Here is a 20,562-nt window from a genome sequence, read left to right as displayed (position 1 = left end):
GTGCCCACGGTGGCCCGCCGCCGCATGCGGTCGCCGTGATCGAATGGGCGCATGTCTTCAGGACTCAGTGCGCTGAACGCGGCCACCTTCAGCGGACGACGACCCACCGGCGCCGGGGATCTGGCGGTGGAGACGCACGGGATCGCCCCGATCGGCGAAGACCAGCGGTACGGCCGCCCCGCCCGGCTGTTCACGGTGTGGTTCGCGCCGCAGGTCAACATGACCGGAGTCTTCACCGGCACCCTGGCGATCACCTTGGGCCTCGGGTTCTGGCTGGGGCTGCTGGCGATGGTCATCGGTACCACGCTGGGTTCACTTGTAGTCGCCTACCTGTCGACCTGGGGGCCGCGTACCGGGACCGGCCAGCTGCCCAACGCACGCATGGCTTTCGGTGGCTTCGTTGTGGTGCCGGGAGTGCTGCAGTGGGGATCGTCCATCGCCTGGGATGCCTTGGTGGGGTTGTTCGGCGGCGAGGCGCTCGCTGCGTTGCTGGGCATTCCGTTCTGGGTTGCCGTGCTCATCGTGCTGGGCGTGCAGGGAGCCGTCGGGTTCTTCGGCTACGAAGTGATCCACCGGTTGCAGGCGGTGTTGACGGTGGTGCTGTTCGCCACGTTCGTGGTGTTCGCGGTGAAACTGGTCGGCGGCCACGACATCGTGACGCCGGCCGGCGTCCATGGTGCCGATCTCGCCGGGGCGTTCGTGCTCGAACTGACCATCGCCCTGAGCTTGTCGATCTCCTGGGCGAGCTATGCCTCCGACTTCAGCCGTTACCTGCCGGCGGATTCCCCACGGGCGCGGATCTTCGGCTACACCTTCGCCGGAATCGTGTTGGGATACATCTTCGTTCAGGGCATCGGGATCGCGGCGGCTGCAGCGATCGGGGAGCACACCGCCGACGGCGTACATGCCGTGATGGGCGGGGGAGTGCTCGGTGGGGTGGCCCTCCTGGTGATCGCATTGGCGGCCGTCGGTTCGGGTGTGATGAACGACTACAGCGGGTCGCTAGCCCTGCAAACCATCGGCGTGCGCGTACGTCGCCCTGTTTCGGCCGTGATCGTCACGGTCCTGGCGTTCTTCCTCATCCTGTGGCTGCACGCGGCTGACACCGCCACGCGATTCACCGATGTGCTGCTGTTGGTCAGTTACTGGATACCGGCGTTTGTCGCAGTGGTGGTCGTGGACTGGGCCACCCGTATCCGAGGCCGCGCCAGCCTTGACCCGTCCGCAGAATCCACCACCCGTGCCGATGCGATCGCCGCGCTGGTCGCCTTTGTGCTGGCGTATCTGGCAGCCATGCCGTTCATGAACACCACGCTGATCCAGGGTGCAATCGCCACGGCATGGCACGGCGCCGACATCGCGTACTTTGTCAATTTCGTTGTGGCACTGATGGTCTACGGCGGTTACCGGAGATTTGCACGGTGATTCGGCGTGGTCCGTTGCGCTGATTGCAACGGAGCACGCCGAAACCTCTCGTTACAGCGGGATCCACGTGCCGAGGAACCAGAAGCCCCAACCGGGGCCATTCCCGGCCCGCATCGGTGTCACTTGCTGGCCATTCCAGTTGAACGGCTGATGATCACCACGGCCCTGATCGATGCCGCGGTTCTGCCAGCCGGCCGGGGCGGGGCCCTGGTCATTCCGGTGGTCATCACCGCGGTCTCCACATTGCTGGGCGCCCGGACGGTCGCAGCCCGGGCCGGGGTTTGCGCCCGCCGTCCCGAGCCCGACACCGAGCAATCCGGCCAGCCCGATTCCAGCGGCCAGCGTGGACACACCAATGGTCCGTTTGAAGGTCATCGCATCACTCCGTTCCTAGTTTTCATGACGGGAACGCCCGCATGTGAGAGTGAAGTTAATTTGCTGCTTTTTGGTTGCCCTGTGCTGACGATGTGGGCGCGCTGTGCAACGCGCAACGGGTTGGTAACCCGGGGCAGGTGCCTAACGGAGTAGTAACGTCATCGCTGCGGTAGGGTCCGGATCGCACTGAATCAGCCAACTGCGCAGTGTGCCGGTCAGATCGGATGGGCCGCGAACCACTCCAGCAGTAGATCCGCAACCACATCGGGTCTCTCATCGGGCAGCCAGTGGGACGCGCCGGTGAGCGTTTCGAAACGGTACGGACCAGTCACGTACTTGGCCGTGGCGAGGGCCGGCTTCGCTGTGAGCGCGATGTCGCGGTCACTCCACACATACAGTGTCGGCACGGTGACCTTCTGGCCCGCCGCGCGTACATCAGAAAGCGGCATCGCCCGGTACCAATTCAGTGCAGCAGTGAGAGCGCCCGGTCGCACCATCTCGCGGGTATCGCGTTCGGCCACCTCGGGGGTCTGTCCGCTGCGCAGCAAGGCTTTGGTGATGCTTCTGCCCTTACCGTCGGGCCCGAGAAATCGACGCTCCGGAATCACGGGCAGTTGGTAGTAGTACATGTACCAGGACGCCAGCCCTTGTCGGCTGGTCGCCAAGGCACGTAAGAAGGCCCCCGGGTGCGGGACGGACAGCGGTGAGACCGACGCGAGGCGGTCCGGCGCGGTTGCGGCCACGCCCCAGGCGACAGCCGCGCCCCAGTCGTGTCCCACCAGGTGCACCCGCTGCGCACCGCTGGCATCGATCAGTGCCACGGCATCGTCGACGAGTTCGGACATCCGGTAATCACGACGACGCATCGGCCGCGCACCGGGGGAGTAGCCCCGCTGATTGGGTGCCAGGCATCGGAATCCCTGGCCGGTGAGGCGGGCGATGACAGCATCCCAACTGGTGTTGCGCTGCGGAAAACCATGCAACAACACCACGACCGGGCCATCGGGAGGACCCGCATCGACGACGTCGAAGACAAGGTCACCGCGCCGGTACTGATCCATGTCGCAGCCCTCACCGGTATCAGGAGCGGCGCCGCATTCGGCGCTCCGCGTTCAGCATCGCCGCATCGTCGCCTGCGATCAAGCGTCGGTGAGGCGTTTGACGAAATACACGCGAGAAAATCCATCTCGCGTCGCACGCCCGAGCTCGGTGTAGCCCAGGTGTGGGTACAGGCTGAGATTCTCGGTCATGGCGGCGTTCGTGTAGAGGCGTACCTGCGCGTGGCCCAGCCGGCGGGCATGGTGTTCGGCATGGTCCATCAATCGCCGACCGTAGCCACGGCCGTGCGTGTCCGGGTCCACGGCCACGGTCTCGACCAAAAGGTGGTCGGTTTCGTCGATGGCGACCAATACGCCTACCACGGAATCGTTCTCAGTCAGCAGCACCACGTAGCTGCTCGCGATGGCCGCGCGGTGGTCCGCGGTCATCGGTGCGGGCTCGCGGCCGAGGCGCACGAGGTAAGGGCGGAACGCGCGGTCCACGACCCGCTCGATGGCGGCGAGGTCATCGAGCGTCGCCGGCCGCAGGACGGTAGCTGTCGTCATGGCGACCACACGGTACATCCATATGGCAGACACCGAGGTTGTGGGTGAGGCACAGTTGCCACCATGAGCAGTCAGAAGATCCCAAAGCCCAGCGACCTCAAGTCGGCTGCGCAGGCTGCGGTCGAGACAGCCCAGAATGCCGTGGACACCGCGCAAGCGGTGGCCAGCGGCGCGATGCGGATCCCGCCTGCGTCAGCTCAACTTGCCGCGCAGTTGCCCGACCTGTTGGAGAACCTGGCGGTCGCCACTGAGCGGCTCAACACCACTATTGACCGGACCGAACGCTACCTCGCGGTAGCCGACCCGATGTTCCGGACAATGGACCGCCTGCTGCCACAATTGGAAGCACTCATTTCGACGGGCAACGACGTTTTCAAGGCGCTGTCCACGATCCCGGGCCTCTCGACACTTAATCGACTCACCGGCGGTCGTGGCGCACCGAAATGAGCACTTCGGCAAGCACGGCAGCCTCGCTGATGTCGACGGCCTTGCTGGCGGTGAGCAATACCAGTGTTCTCGTGCTTGCCAGTTCGCGTAAATGCGCCAAGGCTTCGGCCCGCACGGGGTCGGTCAACTCGGCCTCATAACGACGGGTGAACTCCGGGAACCGTTCCGGCACATGGCTGTACCACTTGCGCAGTTCGTTGGACGGCGCAATCTGCTTGCACCACTCGTCCAAATCCGCTTTTTCCTTGGTCATCCCACGCGGCCAGATCCGATCCACGAGCACTCTGGCGCCGTCGCCGTCGCGTTCGTCATACACACGACGCACCTGCACCGTAGGGCCACTGCCCATTGTTCCTCCCGTCGCAGACAAGCCACAGTGGCGCCGAGGCGTCTGAAGTCTCTAGACTTGTTAATATCAACGAATTATATCCCTTAAATGCGCGGAGGGTGTGGGTGTGAGGTGAACGAGGATCCAGTCCCCGCTGTAGATCCGCGCGCACGGCGAGATCGCCTGCCACGCAACCGGCAACGCGAACGGGCCCTTCAGATGGTGCGTGAGCACGGCGGTGCCATCGATGCGGTCGAACTGGCCTCGCGGATGAAGTTGCACGTCAGCACGGCGCGTTTCCATTTGGACGCGTTGTGTGATGCGGGTGCGATCGAGCGCGTCCGGATGAACCGGGACGGCGTGGGACGGCCACGCACCGGATACCGGGCAGTCGTCGAGCGCCTGGACTATCGGATACTCGCCGAGATACTTGCGATGGAGCTGGGCGAGACGGTGGAAGCCCGCGCTCAACGGACCCGGCACGCCGGACAGCAGTGGGCGGCACGGATCGCGGATTCTCAGGGCGAAGACGTTGGAGGCGAGAATGAGTCGACCGTGACCGATCCGGACGACCAGTTGGATCGGGGAGCGGCGATGGTCACCGAGGTCTTCGGTCGGATGGGATTCGATCCTGAACTGGCCGCTGAATCGGAACCGTCGACATCGCTGTCCGAGGACGGCCATGAAGTATTCGGAGAGGAGCGGGTCATTCGCTTGCGCGCCTGCCCGGTGCGGGACCTGGCCCGCGCCCACCCCGAGGTGGGTTGCGGCCTGCACCTCGGGCTGCTGCAGGGCCTGCGCGACCGTGCCGTCGCCAGTGGCGGATCCGGTACAGCCGGTTGTGAGCCCACGGCGAGACTCGAGCCGTTCGTCGAGCCGGAGCTGTGCATCGCCCGGTTGACTGTCTCCCGCAGACCCACGTAGCTGCCGGGCGCGAGGGCGCGTCGGGTCAATACAATCTACGCCGCGAATACCTTGGTACGGAGGTGTTGACGCAGGGAGCCGAGCCGTCCCCGTAGCCGTGGCCCGATCACTTGACGCGGTAGCCTGCGCGGGCTCGGATAGGCGACGATGATTCTTCCGCGGTCCGGATCGCAGCCCTCGACGAAAGTTACTCCGTTCTCAGTGTAGGAGAACGTCGCCACATCGAAGGCGAGCAGGCGCTGCGATATTCGCTTGAACTCGTCCGGGCTGTCCGTTGCCCACATCAGGTGCTGAACACCCGTGGCGTCGACGCGGGGCTGCCGGGTCGGCCCTTTTGCGTGCAGATAGATCTGAAAGCCACCCGGCGCCAGCAGCAGCGCCGTGTCCTGCTCGCTCAGGGCAACCCGGCAACCGAACACATCGCAGTAGAAGCTGGTCGATCGGGCCAGGTCTGCGACCCTTATCAATGCTGACGCGACTTTGGCGGCGCCCTCGTCGTCCAGCGGTGGCGGAGGCTGTCCGGCCGGCCCTGCCGTCGTGATGAGCTCCTTTTTAGATGATTTCATTCCTCTATAATACTCGCCGCGTCGATCGCCGGATGGGCCCACGAGGCATCAAATATATTTGTTTCCAACAAAATTCAGATATTTACCGCCGCGGTGGCGGGGCGCTGTGGTGCGGCGCAAGTGCCCGGCCGTGGGTGGCGACTCGACACGACCAGCCCGGTGCTCAGGGAGTGCCCCTTAACTTTTACATATTTAAATGATAGAATTCCTCTATATTTACGGCTTCTCGACCAAGAGGGGTGCGGAGTGACCACCGGCGATGTCTACGATCCGGCTGCCCAGCCAACGGATTTCGCCGGGCGACAACAAATCCTGCTCGACGTTGAGACTGCCGATTCACTGAATCTCAGCGGTAGGAGGCAGCGCATGTCCGCATCCAGTCTGTACGTCAACGGCTCCGGGACGCGCCGCGCGGCCCGCCAGGGTCTGCGGTTGCGGTTGAAGCCTGCCCACGGCTATGGCGGATTTGTGCAGGGGGCCTGGTGGCCCCACGGTGACCGGCTGTATGACGAACTTCCGCAGTTGCTTACCGCCTTGTCATCCCGCGTAGGTCCCGTCGACCGAGTGATCTACGATGAAAGTGCCTGGGCCCCAACGGCACTGCGAATGGAAGTCATGGGCCGTAGCGTGATCCTGGAGTCTTCTGGCACCGACACGAACACTTTGTCGGTGTTCGGCGCGGGGTTCGGCAGGTTGGTTCTGCTGGTCGTACCCCTCTACACGAGCCCCACCCGCGCCTATACCGCCGTGATGACTGCATCCAAGCCCGACGACGAGTCGAGCCCCGATGAACTACTGGGCATCGGTCCCCGCGAGGCGCGGGATCGTCGCCAAGCATTGATCGCTCAACAGCGTTGGGAATCCGAAGGCGGAGCATTACGCATCCGGGAACTCCTCCGCGCTGACGCTACCGAGGCGACCGATAAGGCAAGAAGGACAGCATGATCAACCACCACGAACGCGCAGTCCTACGTGATATCGAGCGCCAGATTCGGACAGAGAGCCCCGAACTGTTCCGCCTCTTCCACGGCACGCGAGGGCAACTGCCAATGCCCCACGGTAAGCGGGCGAGGGCCAGGGGGCACATCGCCGCGGCCGCGCTCATCGGATTGACGTTGCTCGGACCACGGATGCTCGATGAGGCCGAAGTCCAAATACAGAAACGTCCACCATTGCCGCGAACCTCACCTGAAATCACCACTGCCGACGCGGTCGTTGCGAAGACGGTCTCTGCGGAGACCTGACCGGGCAGAACTGGAGAGAGAAATGATCGTTCTCTACACACTCGCCACGGCAGTGGGCCTCGTTCTGCTCTGCCTGGGAACCAATTTGCGCGTCGTGAAGCAGTTCGAGCGAGGTGTCGTGTTTCGTTTCGGCCGGGTGCAGAACACCGTTCGCGCACCGGGGTTGACGATGTTGATTCCGATCGTCGATCGCCTCGACAAGGTCAACATGCAGATCATCACGATGCCGGTGCCCGCCCAGGACGGCATTACCCGTGACAACGTAACCGTGCGGGTCGACGCCGTCATCTACTTCAATGTTGCCGATCCGGTTCGCGTGGCCGTCGACGTCCAGGACTATATGTCGGCCATCGGGCAGGTCGCCCAGACATCGCTGCGGTCGATCATCGGCAAGAGCGACCTGGACGACTTGCTGTCCAGTCGCGAGCACCTCAACCAGGGCCTGGAGGTGATGATCGACAGTCCCGCGCTGGGCTGGGGTGTCCATATCGACCGCGTCGAGATCAAAGATGTCGTGCTGCCCGATTCGATGAAGCGGTCGATGTCGCGTCAAGCCGAAGCGGAACGGGAGCGTCGCGCCCGGGTGATCACCGCAGACGGTGAACTGCAGGCTTCTGAAAAACTTGCTCAGGCAGCACAAGTCATGTCCGAACACCCGGCTGCGTTACAGCTGCGCCTGCTGCAAACCGTGGTCGAAGTGGCAGCCGAGAAGAACTCCACCCTGGTACTTCCGTTTCCTGTCGAGTTGCTCCGTTTCTTGGAGAAGGCCACACCGCCGGACGCAGCCGCGCCGATGTCCGTCGGCTCGCGTGTCGGACCATGACATCCGGGGAGGGGCCGATGCCGGTGGTTGTCGGCATCGATGGCTCTCAAACCGCGCTTGACGCCGCCACGTGGGCGGTGGACGAAGCGGCAAGCCGTGGCGTACCCCTGCGCCTTGTGCACGTTTGCGGCGAGAAGCAGGTGTGCCATCAGTCGGCCTTGCGCCGGGCGGAGATGACCATCGAAGGCATGGGAAGGCAGGTCCGGGTCGAAACCGTGATCGTGCACGGACGTGCCGGCTGCGTGCTCGTCGCCGAATCTCGCCGGGCGGTGATGGTGTGCGTCGGATCGCGGGGTAGGGGTCCATGCGCTCGCATGCCACTCGGCCCGACGGCGGTCGCCCTTGCCAGGTATGCGCACTGCCCGGTAGCGGTCGTCCGGGCCGGCGCTGCACGTGGATCAAATACCGGATGGATCGCCGCAATCCAGAACGACGAGGCCGATAACGACGCCGTCGTTTACCGCGCTATGGAGGAAGCGCGCCTCCGCAGGGCGCCGGTACTGCTCATCGACATGCGAATCGACAGCTGGGTGCGGCGCTATCCGGATGTTTACGTGACAACCGTCACCGGATGCCATCGGAGAATTCAGCGTCAGGAAATCCCCAGCGACTCAATTCAACTGGCGGTGGTGGGCAGCACCGAGGCTGAATCCGTGGCCCGATTGGTCTGGCCCGACTATCATCCCGTCCTCAGCGACGCCAACCGATCGATGTTGTTGGTCCGTCATTGACGACCGGACACACCATTCATCAGCGTTTGCAGTCCAGGTCCACGTAGACCGTCGTGTACTGCAAAACCTGGCCAGGTCCCATCATCGTGATTCCGTTCGCGACGGGCGGCGGTTGCGGTCCGGTCACCGAGCGCCCCTGCCGAACAGCGCTCACGGTGCAATCGTCGATCGGTCCACTGCCGACCTTGCTCACGATCACCCGGTAACCCTCGCTCTGCAACTGGCTGATGGTCTGACTGGCTGACTCACGAGAGGGCGCAGCCGCAGCCGGCGCGGTCAGAACGGTTCCTGCGGCAAACAATCCGGCAGAGATTGCGGTGGTGTTCTTTACCTTCGATTTCACTAGGGTTCGCCATTCCTTTTTGATGTGATCTGGCCGCATTAACCCTAAGTAGTGATATTCACGCGATCCGCAAACTCATATCGAATCCACATCAAAATATGCCACACATCGAATTCAGGCCGAATTCAAAGGCCCGGAGTGGCGCGCCGTGGTCCCCAACCTCAGTAGCCGGAAACCCCCTCGGCCCCGGGCCCACTCAGCAATGCCCGCGACCCCGACACGCCCAGCCGGGTGGCGCCCGCGGCGATCATCGCCTGCGCCTGCTCGAGGGTGCGCACCCCGCCGGACGCCTTCACCTCAAGGCCGTCGCCGTGGACCGTACGGTGCATCAGCTCGACAGCGTGCACAGAGGCACCGCCGGTTGGATGGAAACCCGTTGACGTCTTGACGAAGTCGGCGTGTGCCGCCACGGCAGCGCGGCACACCGCCACGATCTCGTCGTCGGTCAACGCGGCCGATTCGATGATCACCTTCAGCACCGTCGGCGTCGGAGCGGCCGCCCGCACCGCCGCGATGTCGGCTTCCACGCGGTCGAACGCGCCTTCTTTGGCCGCACCGATATCGATGACCATGTCGATCTCGTCGGCCCCGCGGCGCACTGCCTCGGCTGCCTCGGACGCCTTCACCGACGAGCTGTGCTTTCCGCTCGGGAAGCCACACACCACAGCGACTTTCAGTGCAGAACCGGACGGGAGATCGATCGGGAGCATCGACGGTGACACGCATACCGAATAGGCGCCCAACGCCGATGCCTCGTCGATCAGTGCCTTGACGTCGGCAGTGGTGGCCTCCGGCTTGAGCAACGTGTGGTCGATCATCGCGGCGACCTGCGCTGCAGTCGGTGGGGTGGTCATCAGATTCAGCATCCTTCTGTTGTCTCTCGGGGTTTCAGGCGGTTTTGCTTTGACGGTCGAGCACGTAGTTCATGATCAGTGCCGCGACCAGGATCAGTCCCGTCACCACCATCTGGAAGAACGAGCTCAAACCCAGCAAGTTGAACAGGTTGCGCAGTACCGACAGCAGCAGCACCGCAATGAATGTACCCATCACGCCGCCCTTTCCACCGAACAGGCTGGTGCCGCCGAGCACCACGGCGGCGATCGCATCCAATTCCAGTCCGGTATGCGCGGTGGGCTGGCCGATGGTCAGCCGTGCGGTCAGCAGGACTCCGGTCAATGCGGCCAACCCGCTGCAAATCACGTATGCGGCCGTGGTGATGCGCTGCACCGGCAGTCCGGACAGCCGTGCCGCCTTGGCGTTGCTGCCGACTGCGTAGACATGTTCGCCGAAAGTCGTGCGGCGCAGCACCAAGCCGACGATCAGGGTGGTGATGACGAAGATCAGTCCAACGGCCGGGATGCCGGCCACTGATCCCGCACCCAGAAACCGCAGGCCGATGGGAATTTCGGCAGTTGTCGGCGTGCCGTTGGTGGTCAGGAAGGTGAGCCCGCGGATGCTCTGCATCCCGGCCAGCGTCACCATGAACGCCGGGAGCGCCAGGTAGGCGCTCAAGCCGCCCATGACCCCGCCGAGCACCAGCCCGCTCAAGATTGCCAGTGCCATTGCCACCGGCCAGGGGATCCCCATCCCGATGAGGATCGCCACCACCATTCCTGACAGTGCCGCAACACTTCCCACCGACAGATCGATGCCCGAGGTGAGGATCACCACCGTCATACCGATTGCGACGATGCCGGTCAGGCTGGATTGCTGAAGCAGGTTCGCCAGGTTCTGCGAGGTGAGGAACTGCGGGGCAGTGACCGATGCGACGACAAACAGCGCAACGAAGATGAACAGGAGATTGAACCGGACCATGATGTTCTGGCGGCGGGTGCGGGCGCTGATGGCCGTCGTGGACGGCGACTTCGGAGCGGGTCCTTCAAGGAGGTCAGTCATTGTCGGTTCTTCCTGTGACGATGCAGCGGGCGATATCCGCCGGCGATGTGGTTCTCGGGTCGTAGGCGGCGATATTCCTGCCTTCGTGCATGACCCAGATCAGGTCGCAGTTCTCGGTGAGCTCACTCAGCTCGCTGGATGCCATCAACACCCCCACCCCGGCTTCGGCCAACGCCTGAACCTGTTCGAAGAGATCGGCCTTCGCGCCGATATCCAGTCCGCGGGTGGGCTCATCGAGTAGCAGTAGGTCGATGCCGCGGGTCATCCACTTGGCCAGCACGACCTTCTGCTGGTTGCCGCCGGAGAGCTCACCGACCGGCTGATCGATGCTGGCGAATTTCACGCCGAGGCGCTGCAGCGGAGCCGCACACAGCCGCCTGGCGGCCTTCATCGGGTTGATGCCGAACGGGGCCAGCGCCGCGATTCCGGCGTTACGCAGGATCGACTGTTCCAGGAACAAGCCCTGGCTCTTGCGATCTTCGGGGACCAGGCCGATTCCCGCAGCGACGGCACCTCGCGGCGTCTGGCGGGTGATGCGTTCGCCACTCAAGGTGAGGTCCAGCGTCGCGGACCGGTCGCCGAAGAGAGTGGCCAGTAGCGTGGAACGTCCAGCACCGCCCAGCCCGGCCAACCCGATGATCTCGCCGCGCCGAACCGAGATGTCCGACACGTCCATCACACCGGGGATGACCGCGCGGCGCACCTCGAGCAATTCGGTTCGCTCACTGTCCCGGTGCGATTGGCGAGGCGTGTGCGATTGCAGTTCGCGGCCGATCATCGCCTCGACCAGTTCGTCTTTGGTGACCGTCGCGAGGTCGAACACGCCGACCGTGGCGCCGTCACGCATGACGGTCGCACGGTCGCCGATCTCTTTGACTTCGTCGAGCCGGTGGGAAATGTAGATGACCGACTTGCCCGCCGCGGTCAGTTCACGGATGACGCGGAACACCTCGGCGAGATCGTGGTCGGTCAGCGTGGCGCTGGGCTCGTCCATGACGACGATGCGGGCGTCGCTGGTGAGCGCCTTGGCGATGGCAGTGAGCTGTTGATCGGACACCGACAGATTCGCCACCACATCCGACGGTGCGAAGTTGCCACCGACGCGGGCGATCGCCGTGGCGGCCAGACGGTCCCGTTCGCGGCGTGCGACGAACGGTCCGCGCAGCGGTTCGTGACCCAGAAAGAGGTTCTGCGCCACGGTCATATCCGGGATCAGATCCAATTCCTGGTAGATCGTGTTGATGCCCGCGTGGACACCGTCGATCGGTGAACTGAACGAGACTTCCTTGCCGTCGAGCGTGATCGTTCCGGAATCTGGTGTGTAGGAACCAGACAGGATTTTCATCAAGGTGCTCTTGCCCGCACCGTTCTCACCGAGGAGGCAGTGCACTTCACCTTTGGTCACCTCGAGCGACGCACCGTCGCATGCCTTGGTTCCGGGGAACTCTTTCACGATGTCGGCCATCCGCAGCGCGGTCACCGTCCCGCCTTCGCCGGTGCGGAGCGGTTGCGTCGATGTGGCGTTCTGACTATTTGCCATGTGGTAACTCCAGCACAGCTCGCGCCGTGGGTTCGTCGGTGATCAGGACCGAGCACAGCCCGCTGGTCAGGGCTCCGTTGACGACGGGAACCTTGCGGGTCCCCGAGGCCACTGCGATCGCGCAATTGGCGTTCCTGACGTCGTCGAGGCTGAGACCGACTGTCCTGCGGTCGATGTCGTGATAAGCGAGCTCACCGTCTGCGGTGATGTAGTGGGCCAGGATGTCGCCGCACGCGCCGGCTGATTCGAGGTGGGTGAGCTCGGCAGACGTGACCGCGCCGGACTCGACGAGGACTGACGTCGGGCCCAGCGCGCCCAGCGAGAACAACAGGGCATCTGCCGCGCGGCCGCGGGACAGCACGTCCTCGACGAAGCCCTCGGTGTACAGGGCATCACGCGTTTCGATTCGCTCGACAATCGCAGGCACCGGCAACAGCGTGGCCCGCCCGTTCCCGCTGTGGGCGATGCTCGTCACGATGTTGGCAGCCTTCGTGGGGTGTACCGATCGGCTCACCCCGCCGTTCACCTGGATGACCTCGATACCGTTCGTCCACCCGGCGGGCAGCACCGCGGCAATCTGCTGCAGGGTGTTGCCCCAGGAGACGCCCAGGGTGGTAATCCAGGCGGAGTTCGCCTTCAGATAGTTGGCTGCTGCCGTGGCGATGTGCCCGCCGTCGGCGTCGCGGTTGTCCGGGCCCGGCACCACCACGCACTCACGCAAGCCGAACCTACTGCGCATCGCCACTTCGAGGTCAGTTCTACGGGCCTGGGGATGCACGATTCTGACCTCGACGAGACCCACGCCGCGGGCTTCCTCGAGCAATCGTCCGACCTTCCACCGGGTGAGATGAAGTTCAGAGCCGATATCTTCCTGGGTGCGGCGCTGCTCGTAATAGCACTGCGCCACATAGAGCAGCAGGTCGGTGTGACTCATCTCGGCGGCCGCGCTCATGACGGCATCACCCGCAGTGGGGGCCGGCCACCAGTGCTCAGCGCCGAACCCCCGTCCGCGGCGTCACACATGATCGGCCGCAATGCTTCGGTCAACCGTTGATATTCGCCAAAGGTCTGTTCGTAGACCGCTATCCGCTTGGGGTCGGGTTCGAGCATCCGGACCCGCGGGGCGAACAAGCGGGAACCGGCTGCCAGGCTCGGAACGATTCCGGCGGCGGTCGCCGCGATCACCGCGCAGGCCCGCAGCGTCAGATTCTCACCGATCACCAGTTCTGCGGGCCGCCCGAGCACGTCGATCGTCACCTGCTGCCACAACGAGTTTCGCTCGATGCCGCCCGAGAACACCAGTCGCGTACAGGGCACTCCGGAACGTTCGAACGAATCGATGACGCCGCGGGTGCCGCACGCCACGGCTTCCACCATGGCGCGATACAACTCAGCCTTTGTGGTGCCGAGCGTGAGTCCGATGACGGCCCCGCGCAACCGCGCCTCACGGTGCGGCGTGCGGTTACCCATGAAGTAATCGAGCGCCCGCAACCCATGGGATGCCGGGTCCACCGCGGTGGCCTGGTCGATCAGGGCAGGGAGGTCGTCACGGGGCACCCCCATGATGGATTCGCCCGTCCATTTCAGTACCGAACCGCTGGTCACCTGGCCGCCTTCGACCAGCCATTTGTCGTGGTTCAAAGCGTTCGGGTAGGGGCCCCACACCTCATTGGAATTGGTCGGCGTGTCCACTTCGGTGACGATGGCCGAGGAGGTGCCGGAAACGATGGAGACCAGTCCGTCGGATGTGCCCCCGCAGGCCAGCAGCGACACATGCGCGTCGATGCCGCCGACCGCCACCACCGCATCGCCCGTGATACCCAGATCGGCTGCAGCGCTGTCGCACACGGTCCCGGCAACACCACCCACGGGAACGATCTCGTCAGGCAACTTGTCGATCAGGTCCGCCATGTCCAGCGCGGCATAGAGTTCGCCCGAAAAGCGTCCATGAACAGCGTCGTAGTTGTACTTGCACACGGCGTTCATCTGCGACCCGACCCAACGGCCCGTCAGCCGGAAGGTGAGGTAGTCGACGGCCTCGACGATGCGTGCCGCCGACCGGTACGCGTCAGGATCGTGCTTCTTGAGCCACATCGCCTTCGGCAGCAGCCATTCCGCCGCGTCAGAGCCACCCGACCATTCCAGGATCGGATGTGCCCGACTGAGTTCCGCGGTGCGCGCCGATTCGGCCGCGCCGCGGGCGTCCATCCACAAGATCGCCGGGCGTAGCGGCATTCCCGCCGCGTCGACCACCGCTACCGTTGAGGCGGTCGTCGATGCGGCGACGGCGATGACCGGTCCGGTGGACCGGCACGGGTCACTGTCGAGCAGCTGACGGGTCGCAGCGGTTATCGCGGCCCACCAGTCCCGCGGATCCTGCTCGGCCCACCCCGGCCGGGGATGGTGGGTCGAGTAGGGGCGGTGGGCCGTGCCCAACGGCGTGCCGTCTTCGGTGAACGCGCCGATGCGTGCGCCCTCCGTACCGAGGTCGATCGTCAGAAGGATTCCCATGGCTCAGTTCTCGTTGGGAAGAAACAACACTTTTGACGAGAAGATTGAGCGGTCGCCGAGCTGCTTCATCATGTCGGGCAGAGCGGAAAGCGATAGCTCATGCGTGATCATGAACTCCCACTTGAGTTTCCCTTCAGCCATCATCTGGGCCGCGGTACGCCACTCGTCGCCGGGGAACGGCGCCGAGAATGAGTTCCACGAGCCGTGCAGGCTGGTCTCCAGTCGCATGAACCGGTTGAAGGTGTCCTTGTCGAGGGTGACCGGTGCGTGCGGAATACCCACAAAGACCGCATGCCCGTGCGGGCCCGCCAGATTCGCAGCCATATCGGCTGTTGCCGGCACGCCCGCGGACTCCAGCACGATGTCGAAGCCACGACCGCCGAGCGCGCGCGCCTCCTCAGCGCTCTGCACCGCGTGGGTGGCACCGGCCTCCAGTGCCATGGCGGCCTTCTCGTCACTCAGGTCGACCGCCACGATCTGGCTGGCGCCGTGCAGCTTTGCCCATTGCACAGCGAACAGGCCGATCGGTCCCGCGCCGATCACCAGGACGCGGTGCCCGGCCCTCAGGTTGGTCTTCCAGAGGCCGTGCAGCGCAATGGCGGCCGGGTCGAGCATCGCCGCGGCGCGTGGGTCGATGCCCGCGGGCAACTTCAACAGATTGCCGATGGGGCTGACGACGTACTGCGCGTAAGCGCCGTCGGACCTGCTCCCGAAATAGTCGTAGTTCTCGCAGAGTCCGAACGCGCCCTTGGCGCAGAATTCGCAATTCCGGCACGGGATCAACGGCGGGACCGACACCAGTTCCCCCACATCGAATCCCTCGACACCATCGCCGAGTTCGGCGATCCAGCCGGAGAACTCGTGGCCGCAGATGATCGGCATGACATAGCCACCGTTACGCAGCATCCGCGGGATATCAGATCCGCAGACTCCGCAGGCGGCGACCTTCAGCAGCACCTGGCCCGGACCGGGTCGGGGTACCGGTGCCTGCTCGACCCGGATGTCACCGGGCGCATACATCACCGCCGCAGTCATGTCCTGAGGCAGGGCCGGACGCGCCGACGCGGTTGTCGGGGCGGGAGCCTCGGTTGTCATTGAAGTTTCTCCTCTTGTGATGTCTCGGGTGGCCTGCTGGAGTGCAAGCGCTATGCGGCCGCGGCGAAAGTGGATTCGCCCACCAGCGACGGCGCGTTGGACTTGTTCACCAAACCTGTTCCGGCGTCCACGAACTCATCAACCGACTCGCCGCGGGCAACCTTGACCGCGGTCTGGATGGCAAGCTTGCCTTCGGCATTGGGATCGTTGAGTGCCGTGGCCACGTACTGATCACCGGTGGCGATGGCACGCACCGCCTCCATCAGGCCGTCCACTCCGAAGACCTTGACGTCGGTGCGGTGATTCTCGGTGAGAACCTGCAGCGCGCCCATCGCCATATCGTCGTTCTGCGCGTACACCGCCTTGAGATCGGGGTTGGCCTGCAGTAGGTCCTGCATGGCTGTGACAGCCTTGGACCTGGTGTAGTCGCAGTAGGGACCGTCGACGACAGTGATGTTGGGCTGGGACGACACGCCGGCCAGGAATCCATCCCGGCGATCGCGCGCTACTGCACCGCCGGCGTCACCCTGAATCTGGATGACCTTGCCGCCTGCGGGCCCGAGTGTGCTGAGGGCGGTTTCGCCGACCAGCCGACCCATGGCCTTGTTGTCACGCCCGACGAACGATGCCGCACCGGATTCGACCGGTCGGTCCACGGTGACCACCTTGATGCCCGCCGCCTCGGCTGCGGCCAGGGAAGGCGTGATTCCCTTCGGGTCGACCGGATTGATCACCAGCACGTTGACGCCGCGGGTGATCAGATCCTGGACGTCGTTGTTCTGTTTGGTTACGTCGCCGTTGGCGTCGGCGTAGAAGAACTCGTTGCCCTGCCCCTCGGCCTCGGCCTTGGCCGCATCGGTCAACGCGACATAGAACGGGCTCTGCTGAGTTGCCTGGCTGAAGCCGATCTTCACGGGTCCCTCGGCGACCGTGTTGGCGCCCTGGCCGGCGTTGTCACCTGGGACGGAGCATCCGGTGAATGCCACTGCCATCGCGGCTCCGAGCGCGATACCCGAGAGGGCTTTTGCAAATCTCACTGTTCCTCCTAGCTGTGCGCGCCAGTGCCGTGGGCTGCGCATGACGACCATCACGTTAGGGAGCAGAATGTGAACACGTCAACGCATGCGCATAATATTGCTCATATGCGCACGGGCACTCTCTGCGATGTGGTCAGGAGTTGGGCAGTTGCAGCCCTGACGTACCACGTCGACGACGAGAATCGTCGCGGTCATGCGGCTGTACGCGCGCGTCGACGCGTCGGACGCCTGGGGGACTGGCTGCTTGACGACGTGCGTGTCCCAATCGGCTCGATTCCAAAGTTATCGAGGAGATCGCCGACATCGCCAGGCGCACCGGCCTGACAAGAGGAACTCGAGCCGGTCAATCTGGCGGCCCTGGCGGCGATCAAAGGGGCACTTGATCCGCGCGGTACTCTCCATCCCGGCAAAGCAACTGGGGCCTGACGTCCCTGAACGATCGGCACCCTGACATCAGAAACCCATCGGGTCTCGCGGGCTGTAGGGAGCGGTCAACGAGGCTAGTTCGTCGTCATCGAGTACGAGAGTGAGCGACGCGACGGCATCGTTGAGGTGATGTTGCTTGGTCGCGCCAATGATCGGAGCGGTGACCGCGGCCTGCTGTCGCACCCATGCCAGCGCGACCTGCGCTCGTGAGACACCGCGCTCGTCTGCGATTGTGGCGACCGCATCAACAATGGCGCGGTCGGATTCCTCGTCCTGACGATACAAGTCCGCGCCGAACTTGTCTGTTTCGCTTCGGGCGCTGGTCTCGCCCCAGGGCCGGGTGAGGCGGCCGCGTGCCAGCGGACTCCAGGGCAGAATGCCGATCCCTTGATCGAGGGCGAAGGGGTACATCTCCCGTTCTTCTTCGCGCTGAATGAGGTTGTACTGGTCTTGCATCGATACGAATCGTGTCCAGCCGTGCAGGTCTGCGGTGTACTGCATCTTTGCGAACTGCCACGTCCACATGCTCGATGCCCCGATATAGCGAGCTTTCCCGGATTTGACGATGTCGTGCAATGCTTCCATGGTCTCTGCTACCGAGGTGTCTGGATCGAAGCGGTGAATCTGGTAGAGGTCGACGTAGTCAGTGCCGAGGCGGGTCAGGCTGGCGTCGATGGCGGCCATGATGTGTTTGCGCGACAACCCGCCGGTATTGGGTCCGGCTCCGGTCGGGAAGAAGACTTTAGTCGCGATCACGATCTCGTCTCGTCGCGCGAATTCGGCAAGAGCGCTGCCCACGATCTCTTCACTGGAGCCTGCTGAGTATTGGTCAGCGGTGTCGTAGGTCGTGATGCCCGCTTCGAGTGCGGCGCGGATGAGTGGCCGGGATGCCTCTTCATCGAGGGTCCATTCGTGTGGGCCGCGTGTGGGCTCGCCGAAACTCATACAACCGAGGACGAGTTCGGAGACCGACAGTCCTGAGGTGCCGAGTCGGTGGGACAACATCGCCCTTCCTCTCTGCTCGATTGCGAGGTGATTGCGCAGACGTTATGCAGCCGGTCGAAAAGTTGAACTGGCGTGGCCCGAGGTCGAGTCTGCCTGACGGCCGGCTTCGACGGAGGGCTTCAGCAGTAACCTGTCCTCACCGACCAGCGCGGCATACCATCCAGACATATACACCTGTCGACGAGCGCTGATCACCGGCGCATCGGAAGCCGTCGGGCGGTTTGTTGCGGGTTGGTCGTCCCGCTCGACACACGGCCGAAGTATCGCCACATGAACGCCGTACCGACACCGTCCATCGGCCGACCGGGCGGCCCGGCCGCGGTGCGGTCCTTGAGGATGGACGATGTGGTCGCCACCTATGCGGTGGACGGAATACTCAGACTGCGGCCCGAGAAATTCTTCCCCGCAATACCAAGCGGCCACTGGTCGCAGCTGTGTACCCCAAACGGTGACATGCTCATGAGCGCGGGCGGTTTATTGATCGAACTGGCAGGCTCAACGGTGCTGATCGATACCGGAGTGGGCGTGATGAAGACGACGTTCATGTTCGGCAGCGTCGACTGCGGTTCGATGATCGACGTGCTTGGCTCACTTGGAGTTAGCCCTGCGGATATCGATGTGGTGGCATTCACCCATTTGCATTTCGACCATGCCGGCTGGGCATTCCTTAACGGAGTCAAGACTTTTCCGAACGCGCGATACACGTTGGCGGCCGAGGAGTGGGCACCGCACGCAAGAGGTGAACACACCGAGGGTTCGGCTTCTCCATCAAATAACCTGTCGCATTTCGCATCTGACCAGACCGAACCTGTCTTGTTTTGCGACGGGGACGAAATTGTTCCCGATATGCGCGCGGTCGTCACGTCGGGCCATACGCCGGGCCACACGTCATACGTGATCACCTCACGTGCGGGGAGGCGACTCATCGTGTTCGGTGACGCCTTCCACAGCCTGGTGCAATTAACGCATCCCTATTGGTTGTCGGCTGCCGATTCGGACGCGGAGGGTGTGATATCTGCGCGGCATCGACTGCTGGCCCAACTGTGCGAGCCCGACACTCTCGGCTTCGGCTTCCATTTCGGTGATCAGCCTTTCGGCCGGGTCATCGTTGCTGCCGCCGGGGAACTGACGTGGGAGCCGGTGCCTTCGTCGGTACTGGCTCCACCACCGCGCTAGGCCGTGGTGGCGTGCCATCAGCAAGGGTGGCCCGCAGACCCGATGCGGGCTTGCCGGTATGCGGTGGGGGTGGTGTCGAACCAGCGTCTGCAGGAACGGGTGAGCACGCTCTGTTCGGAATAACCGAGTTGGCGGCAGATCAGGTCCAGACTCATGTCGCTGTCGAGTAGCAGCCGGCCGGCGATGTCGCGGCGGCTCTGATCGACCAGTTCGGCGAAGGTGGTTCCTTCGGCGGCCAGTCGGCGGCGCAGCGTTTTGGGGTGTAGGCCGAACTGGCGGGCGGCCACGTCGGCAGTCAGGTTTCCGGTGGGTAGCAGTTGGCGGATGACGCTGCGCAGGGTGTCGGCCAGGCCACACGTGTGCCGGCCCACGGTGGTGGACAGGTAGTTGAGGGCAAGCTGGTGAGCGAGCGTGTCGTGAGTGAGCGGTCGTTGCAGATCGCTTGCGCGCATGCTGAATCCGGCGATCGGCTCATTGAACTGCGGTGGGCAGTTGAAGTAGCGGCGATAGTCGTTTTTGGCGGCCAGCGCGGGGTGGGGAAGATGCACGGCCACCGGCCGGTAGGCGGTGCCCAGAAACAGTTGTAGCACCCGCAGCGTGACACCGAGCGCCAGTTCGATGGCCTGCGCTTGCGGGGGCGGCGGGTTGAGCAGGAAGTCGAATTCGAATCGGCCCAACGACGCATCGGGATGGGTACCGATGCGCGTCGCGATGCCGGGACTGTACGCACTTATGTAGGTGTCGAGGATGACGAAGGCGTCGGCGACGGTGGCCGCCGTGCGGGCCGCGACGCCCACCGGGCCGAGGATGTCGATGCTTTGCCGCATCGCAAGCTGACGGCCGAAATCAGCCACGTTGAGCACCGTGGCCGCGCCCTCCACGGCGGTGATGGCGCTGCGCAACGGAATGAAGCGGTCACGCTCGCCAAGATCTTCCGGATCGATGTTGACCAGTTCCAGCAGGGCGGCGGGGTCGCCGCCGTGGGCAGTCACCAGCGCCGAGAACCCTGTCAGCGATGAACCCCGGATCAGCAGCATGTCCAGTACGGTCAAGAAAATGTCCAGAA

23 protein-coding genes and 1 pseudogene are annotated in these 20,562 nt (G+C 64.0%); 9 read left to right on the top strand and 15 right to left on the bottom strand.

What is annotated here, in order from left to right; translation table 11 throughout:
* The first annotated feature begins 51 nt into the window (after positions 1-51).
* Positions 52-1,425 carry a purine-cytosine permease family protein gene (locus M1247_RS30030; protein WP_317160067.1) on the top strand — a complete coding sequence of 458 codons (1,374 nt, stop codon included), beginning with the start codon at positions 52-54 and terminating at the stop codon, positions 1,423-1,425.
* A 51-nt stretch (positions 1,426-1,476) separates the two neighbouring features.
* On the opposite strand, the gene M1247_RS30025 is transcribed toward M1247_RS30030, so the two are convergent.
* The 3 genes from M1247_RS30025 to M1247_RS30015 form a co-directional block, all read right to left on the bottom strand.
* The gene (locus M1247_RS30025) at positions 1,477-1,800 is read right to left on the bottom strand and encodes a hypothetical protein (protein WP_317160066.1); all 324 of its coding nucleotides are present in this window, start codon (positions 1,798-1,800) and stop codon (positions 1,477-1,479) included.
* A 215-nt stretch (positions 1,801-2,015) separates the two neighbouring features.
* Positions 2,016-2,861 (bottom strand): alpha/beta fold hydrolase, encoded by an 846-nt coding sequence (locus M1247_RS30020; RefSeq protein WP_317160065.1) that lies wholly within the window; start codon positions 2,859-2,861, stop codon positions 2,016-2,018.
* Between the two features lie 78 nt (positions 2,862-2,939).
* Positions 2,940-3,404 carry a GNAT family N-acetyltransferase gene (locus M1247_RS30015; protein WP_317160064.1) on the bottom strand — a complete coding sequence of 155 codons (465 nt, stop codon included), beginning with the start codon at positions 3,402-3,404 and terminating at the stop codon, positions 2,940-2,942.
* Positions 3,405-3,467: 63 nt separating this feature from the next.
* Here M1247_RS30015 and M1247_RS30010 point away from each other — a divergent pair, with 63 nt between their 5' ends.
* Positions 3,468-3,851 carry a hypothetical protein gene (locus M1247_RS30010; RefSeq protein WP_317160063.1) on the top strand — a complete coding sequence of 128 codons (384 nt, stop codon included), beginning with the start codon at positions 3,468-3,470 and terminating at the stop codon, positions 3,849-3,851.
* Here M1247_RS30010 and M1247_RS30005 read toward each other — a convergent pair.
* The gene (locus M1247_RS30005; RefSeq protein WP_317160062.1) at positions 3,823-4,200 is read right to left on the bottom strand and encodes a DUF488 domain-containing protein; all 378 of its coding nucleotides are present in this window, start codon (positions 4,198-4,200) and stop codon (positions 3,823-3,825) included. The two genes, M1247_RS30010 and M1247_RS30005, sit on opposite strands and share 29 nt — an antisense overlap.
* Before the next feature lie 198 nt (positions 4,201-4,398).
* On the opposite strand from M1247_RS30005, the gene M1247_RS30000 reads away from it, so the two are divergent.
* On the top strand, positions 4,399-5,103 hold the full coding sequence (locus tag M1247_RS30000) for a helix-turn-helix transcriptional regulator (protein WP_317160171.1): 705 nt from the start codon (positions 4,399-4,401) through the stop codon (positions 5,101-5,103).
* A gap of 35 nt (positions 5,104-5,138) precedes the next feature.
* Here M1247_RS30000 and M1247_RS29995 read toward each other — a convergent pair whose 3' ends face one another.
* The gene (locus M1247_RS29995) at positions 5,139-5,669 is read right to left on the bottom strand and encodes a VOC family protein (protein ID WP_317160061.1); all 531 of its coding nucleotides are present in this window, start codon (positions 5,667-5,669) and stop codon (positions 5,139-5,141) included.
* Between the two features lie 366 nt (positions 5,670-6,035).
* On the opposite strand from M1247_RS29995, the gene M1247_RS29990 reads away from it, so the two are divergent.
* Genes M1247_RS29990 through M1247_RS29975 form a run of 4 tightly spaced genes read left to right on the top strand, consistent with a single transcriptional unit; the run spans position 6,036 to position 8,467 of the window.
* Positions 6,036-6,614, top strand: coding sequence for a DUF5994 family protein (locus M1247_RS29990; RefSeq protein ID WP_317160060.1), 579 nt, complete (start codon positions 6,036-6,038; stop codon positions 6,612-6,614).
* The gene (locus M1247_RS29985) at positions 6,611-6,913 is read left to right on the top strand and encodes a DUF3040 domain-containing protein (protein WP_317160059.1); all 303 of its coding nucleotides are present in this window, start codon (positions 6,611-6,613) and stop codon (positions 6,911-6,913) included. Before M1247_RS29990 ends, M1247_RS29985 begins: the two co-directional genes overlap by 4 nt.
* A 22-nt stretch (positions 6,914-6,935) precedes the next feature.
* On the top strand, positions 6,936-7,736 hold the full coding sequence (locus tag M1247_RS29980) for a slipin family protein (RefSeq protein WP_317160058.1): 801 nt from the start codon (positions 6,936-6,938) through the stop codon (positions 7,734-7,736).
* 17 nt (positions 7,737-7,753) lie between these two features.
* The gene (locus tag M1247_RS29975) at positions 7,754-8,467 is read left to right on the top strand and encodes a universal stress protein (RefSeq protein WP_317160057.1); all 714 of its coding nucleotides are present in this window, start codon (positions 7,754-7,756) and stop codon (positions 8,465-8,467) included.
* 19 nt (positions 8,468-8,486) lie between these two features.
* On the opposite strand, the gene M1247_RS29970 is transcribed toward M1247_RS29975, so the two are convergent.
* The 8 genes from M1247_RS29970 to M1247_RS29935 all read right to left on the bottom strand — a co-directional run bounded on the left by M1247_RS29970 (position 8,487) and on the right by M1247_RS29935 (position 16,889).
* Positions 8,487-8,810: a hypothetical protein gene (locus M1247_RS29970; RefSeq protein WP_317160056.1), complete on the bottom strand. Its 324-nt coding sequence runs from the start codon at positions 8,808-8,810 to the stop codon at positions 8,487-8,489.
* 161 nt (positions 8,811-8,971) lie between these two features.
* Positions 8,972-9,664, bottom strand: a complete 693-nt coding sequence (deoC, locus tag M1247_RS29965) for a deoxyribose-phosphate aldolase (RefSeq protein ID WP_317160055.1) — start codon at positions 9,662-9,664, stop codon at positions 8,972-8,974.
* Positions 9,665-9,698: 34 nt separating this feature from the next.
* Complete coding sequence (locus tag M1247_RS29960) at positions 9,699-10,706, bottom strand: ABC transporter permease (RefSeq protein WP_317160054.1); 1,008 nt, start codon at positions 10,704-10,706, stop codon at positions 9,699-9,701.
* Complete coding sequence (locus tag M1247_RS29955; RefSeq protein ID WP_317160053.1) at positions 10,699-12,246, bottom strand: sugar ABC transporter ATP-binding protein; 1,548 nt, start codon at positions 12,244-12,246, stop codon at positions 10,699-10,701. Before M1247_RS29955 ends, M1247_RS29960 begins: the two co-directional genes overlap by 8 nt.
* The gene (locus M1247_RS29950) at positions 12,236-13,198 is read right to left on the bottom strand and encodes a sugar-binding transcriptional regulator (RefSeq protein WP_317160052.1); all 963 of its coding nucleotides are present in this window, start codon (positions 13,196-13,198) and stop codon (positions 12,236-12,238) included. The genes M1247_RS29955 and M1247_RS29950 overlap by 11 nt, the downstream gene beginning before the upstream one ends.
* Positions 13,195-14,757 carry an FGGY-family carbohydrate kinase gene (locus M1247_RS29945; RefSeq protein ID WP_317160051.1) on the bottom strand — a complete coding sequence of 521 codons (1,563 nt, stop codon included), beginning with the start codon at positions 14,755-14,757 and terminating at the stop codon, positions 13,195-13,197. Before M1247_RS29945 ends, M1247_RS29950 begins: the two co-directional genes overlap by 4 nt.
* Before the next feature lie 3 nt (positions 14,758-14,760).
* Positions 14,761-15,852, bottom strand: coding sequence for a galactitol-1-phosphate 5-dehydrogenase (locus M1247_RS29940; RefSeq protein ID WP_317160050.1), 1,092 nt, complete (start codon positions 15,850-15,852; stop codon positions 14,761-14,763).
* Positions 15,853-15,902: 50 nt separating this feature from the next.
* On the bottom strand, positions 15,903-16,889 hold the full coding sequence (locus M1247_RS29935; RefSeq protein ID WP_317160049.1) for a substrate-binding domain-containing protein: 987 nt from the start codon (positions 16,887-16,889) through the stop codon (positions 15,903-15,905).
* A gap of 339 nt (positions 16,890-17,228) precedes the next feature.
* On the opposite strand from M1247_RS29935, the pseudogene M1247_RS36480 reads away from it, so the two are divergent.
* Positions 17,229-17,315, top strand: a pseudogene (locus M1247_RS36480) (hypothetical protein); the annotation flags it as partial.
* 27 nt (positions 17,316-17,342) lie between these two features.
* On the opposite strand, the gene M1247_RS29930 reads toward M1247_RS36480, so the two are convergent.
* Entirely contained in the window at positions 17,343-18,320 is a 978-nt protein-coding gene (locus M1247_RS29930; RefSeq protein ID WP_317160048.1) for an aldo/keto reductase, read from the bottom strand.
* Between the two features lie 270 nt (positions 18,321-18,590).
* Between M1247_RS29930 and M1247_RS29925 the strand changes: the two genes are divergently transcribed.
* Positions 18,591-19,496 carry an MBL fold metallo-hydrolase gene (locus M1247_RS29925; protein ID WP_317160047.1) on the top strand — a complete coding sequence of 302 codons (906 nt, stop codon included), beginning with the start codon at positions 18,591-18,593 and terminating at the stop codon, positions 19,494-19,496.
* Positions 19,497-19,513: 17 nt separating this feature from the next.
* Here M1247_RS29925 and M1247_RS29920 read toward each other — a convergent pair whose 3' ends face one another.
* On the bottom strand, positions 19,514-20,533 hold the full coding sequence (locus M1247_RS29920) for an AraC family transcriptional regulator (RefSeq protein ID WP_317160170.1): 1,020 nt from the start codon (positions 20,531-20,533) through the stop codon (positions 19,514-19,516).
* Between the last annotated feature and the right edge of the window lie 29 nt (positions 20,534-20,562).

It is taken from the genome of Mycobacterium appelbergii, assembly GCF_032883035.1.
Classification (GTDB): Bacteria; Actinomycetota; Actinomycetes; order Mycobacteriales; family Mycobacteriaceae; genus Mycobacterium; species Mycobacterium appelbergii.
The sequence above is the reverse complement of the archived record's forward strand: the minus strand, read 5'-3'. Positions and strand labels throughout refer to the sequence as shown.

Bases quoted from the DNA above. Each gene is read 5' to 3' on its own strand.
- M1247_RS30015 (WP_317160064.1), bottom strand. From the start codon at position 3,404: ATGACGACAGCTACCGTCCTGCGGCCGGCGACGCTCGATGACCTCGCC.
- M1247_RS29925 (WP_317160047.1), top strand. From the start codon at position 18,591: ATGAACGCCGTACCGACACCGTCCATCGGCCGACCGGGCGGCCCGGCC.
- M1247_RS30000 (WP_317160171.1), top strand. From the start codon at position 4,399: ATGGTGCGTGAGCACGGCGGTGCCATCGATGCGGTCGAACTGGCCTCG.
- M1247_RS29945 (WP_317160051.1), bottom strand. From the start codon at position 14,757: ATGGGAATCCTTCTGACGATCGACCTCGGTACGGAGGGCGCACGCATC.
- M1247_RS30005 (WP_317160062.1), bottom strand. From the start codon at position 4,200: ATGGGCAGTGGCCCTACGGTGCAGGTGCGTCGTGTGTATGACGAACGC.
- M1247_RS30010 (WP_317160063.1), top strand. From the start codon at position 3,468: ATGAGCAGTCAGAAGATCCCAAAGCCCAGCGACCTCAAGTCGGCTGCG.
- M1247_RS29930 (WP_317160048.1), bottom strand. From the start codon at position 18,320: ATGTTGTCCCACCGACTCGGCACCTCAGGACTGTCGGTCTCCGAACTC.
- M1247_RS30020 (WP_317160065.1), bottom strand. From the start codon at position 2,861: ATGGATCAGTACCGGCGCGGTGACCTTGTCTTCGACGTCGTCGATGCG.
- M1247_RS29995 (WP_317160061.1), bottom strand. From the start codon at position 5,669: ATGAAATCATCTAAAAAGGAGCTCATCACGACGGCAGGGCCGGCCGGA.
- M1247_RS29920 (WP_317160170.1), bottom strand. From the start codon at position 20,533: ATGCTGCTGATCCGGGGTTCATCGCTGACAGGGTTCTCGGCGCTGGTG.
- M1247_RS29950 (WP_317160052.1), bottom strand. From the start codon at position 13,198: ATGAGCGCGGCCGCCGAGATGAGTCACACCGACCTGCTGCTCTATGTG.
- M1247_RS29980 (WP_317160058.1), top strand. From the start codon at position 6,936: ATGATCGTTCTCTACACACTCGCCACGGCAGTGGGCCTCGTTCTGCTC.
- M1247_RS29940 (WP_317160050.1), bottom strand. From the start codon at position 15,852: ATGACAACCGAGGCTCCCGCCCCGACAACCGCGTCGGCGCGTCCGGCC.
- M1247_RS29955 (WP_317160053.1), bottom strand. From the start codon at position 12,246: ATGGCAAATAGTCAGAACGCCACATCGACGCAACCGCTCCGCACCGGC.
- M1247_RS30025 (WP_317160066.1), bottom strand. From the start codon at position 1,800: ATGACCTTCAAACGGACCATTGGTGTGTCCACGCTGGCCGCTGGAATC.
- M1247_RS29975 (WP_317160057.1), top strand. From the start codon at position 7,754: ATGCCGGTGGTTGTCGGCATCGATGGCTCTCAAACCGCGCTTGACGCC.
- M1247_RS29985 (WP_317160059.1), top strand. From the start codon at position 6,611: ATGATCAACCACCACGAACGCGCAGTCCTACGTGATATCGAGCGCCAG.
- M1247_RS29990 (WP_317160060.1), top strand. From the start codon at position 6,036: ATGTCCGCATCCAGTCTGTACGTCAACGGCTCCGGGACGCGCCGCGCG.
- M1247_RS30030 (WP_317160067.1), top strand. From the start codon at position 52: ATGTCTTCAGGACTCAGTGCGCTGAACGCGGCCACCTTCAGCGGACGA.
- deoC (WP_317160055.1), bottom strand. From the start codon at position 9,664: ATGACCACCCCACCGACTGCAGCGCAGGTCGCCGCGATGATCGACCAC.
- M1247_RS29960 (WP_317160054.1), bottom strand. From the start codon at position 10,706: ATGACTGACCTCCTTGAAGGACCCGCTCCGAAGTCGCCGTCCACGACG.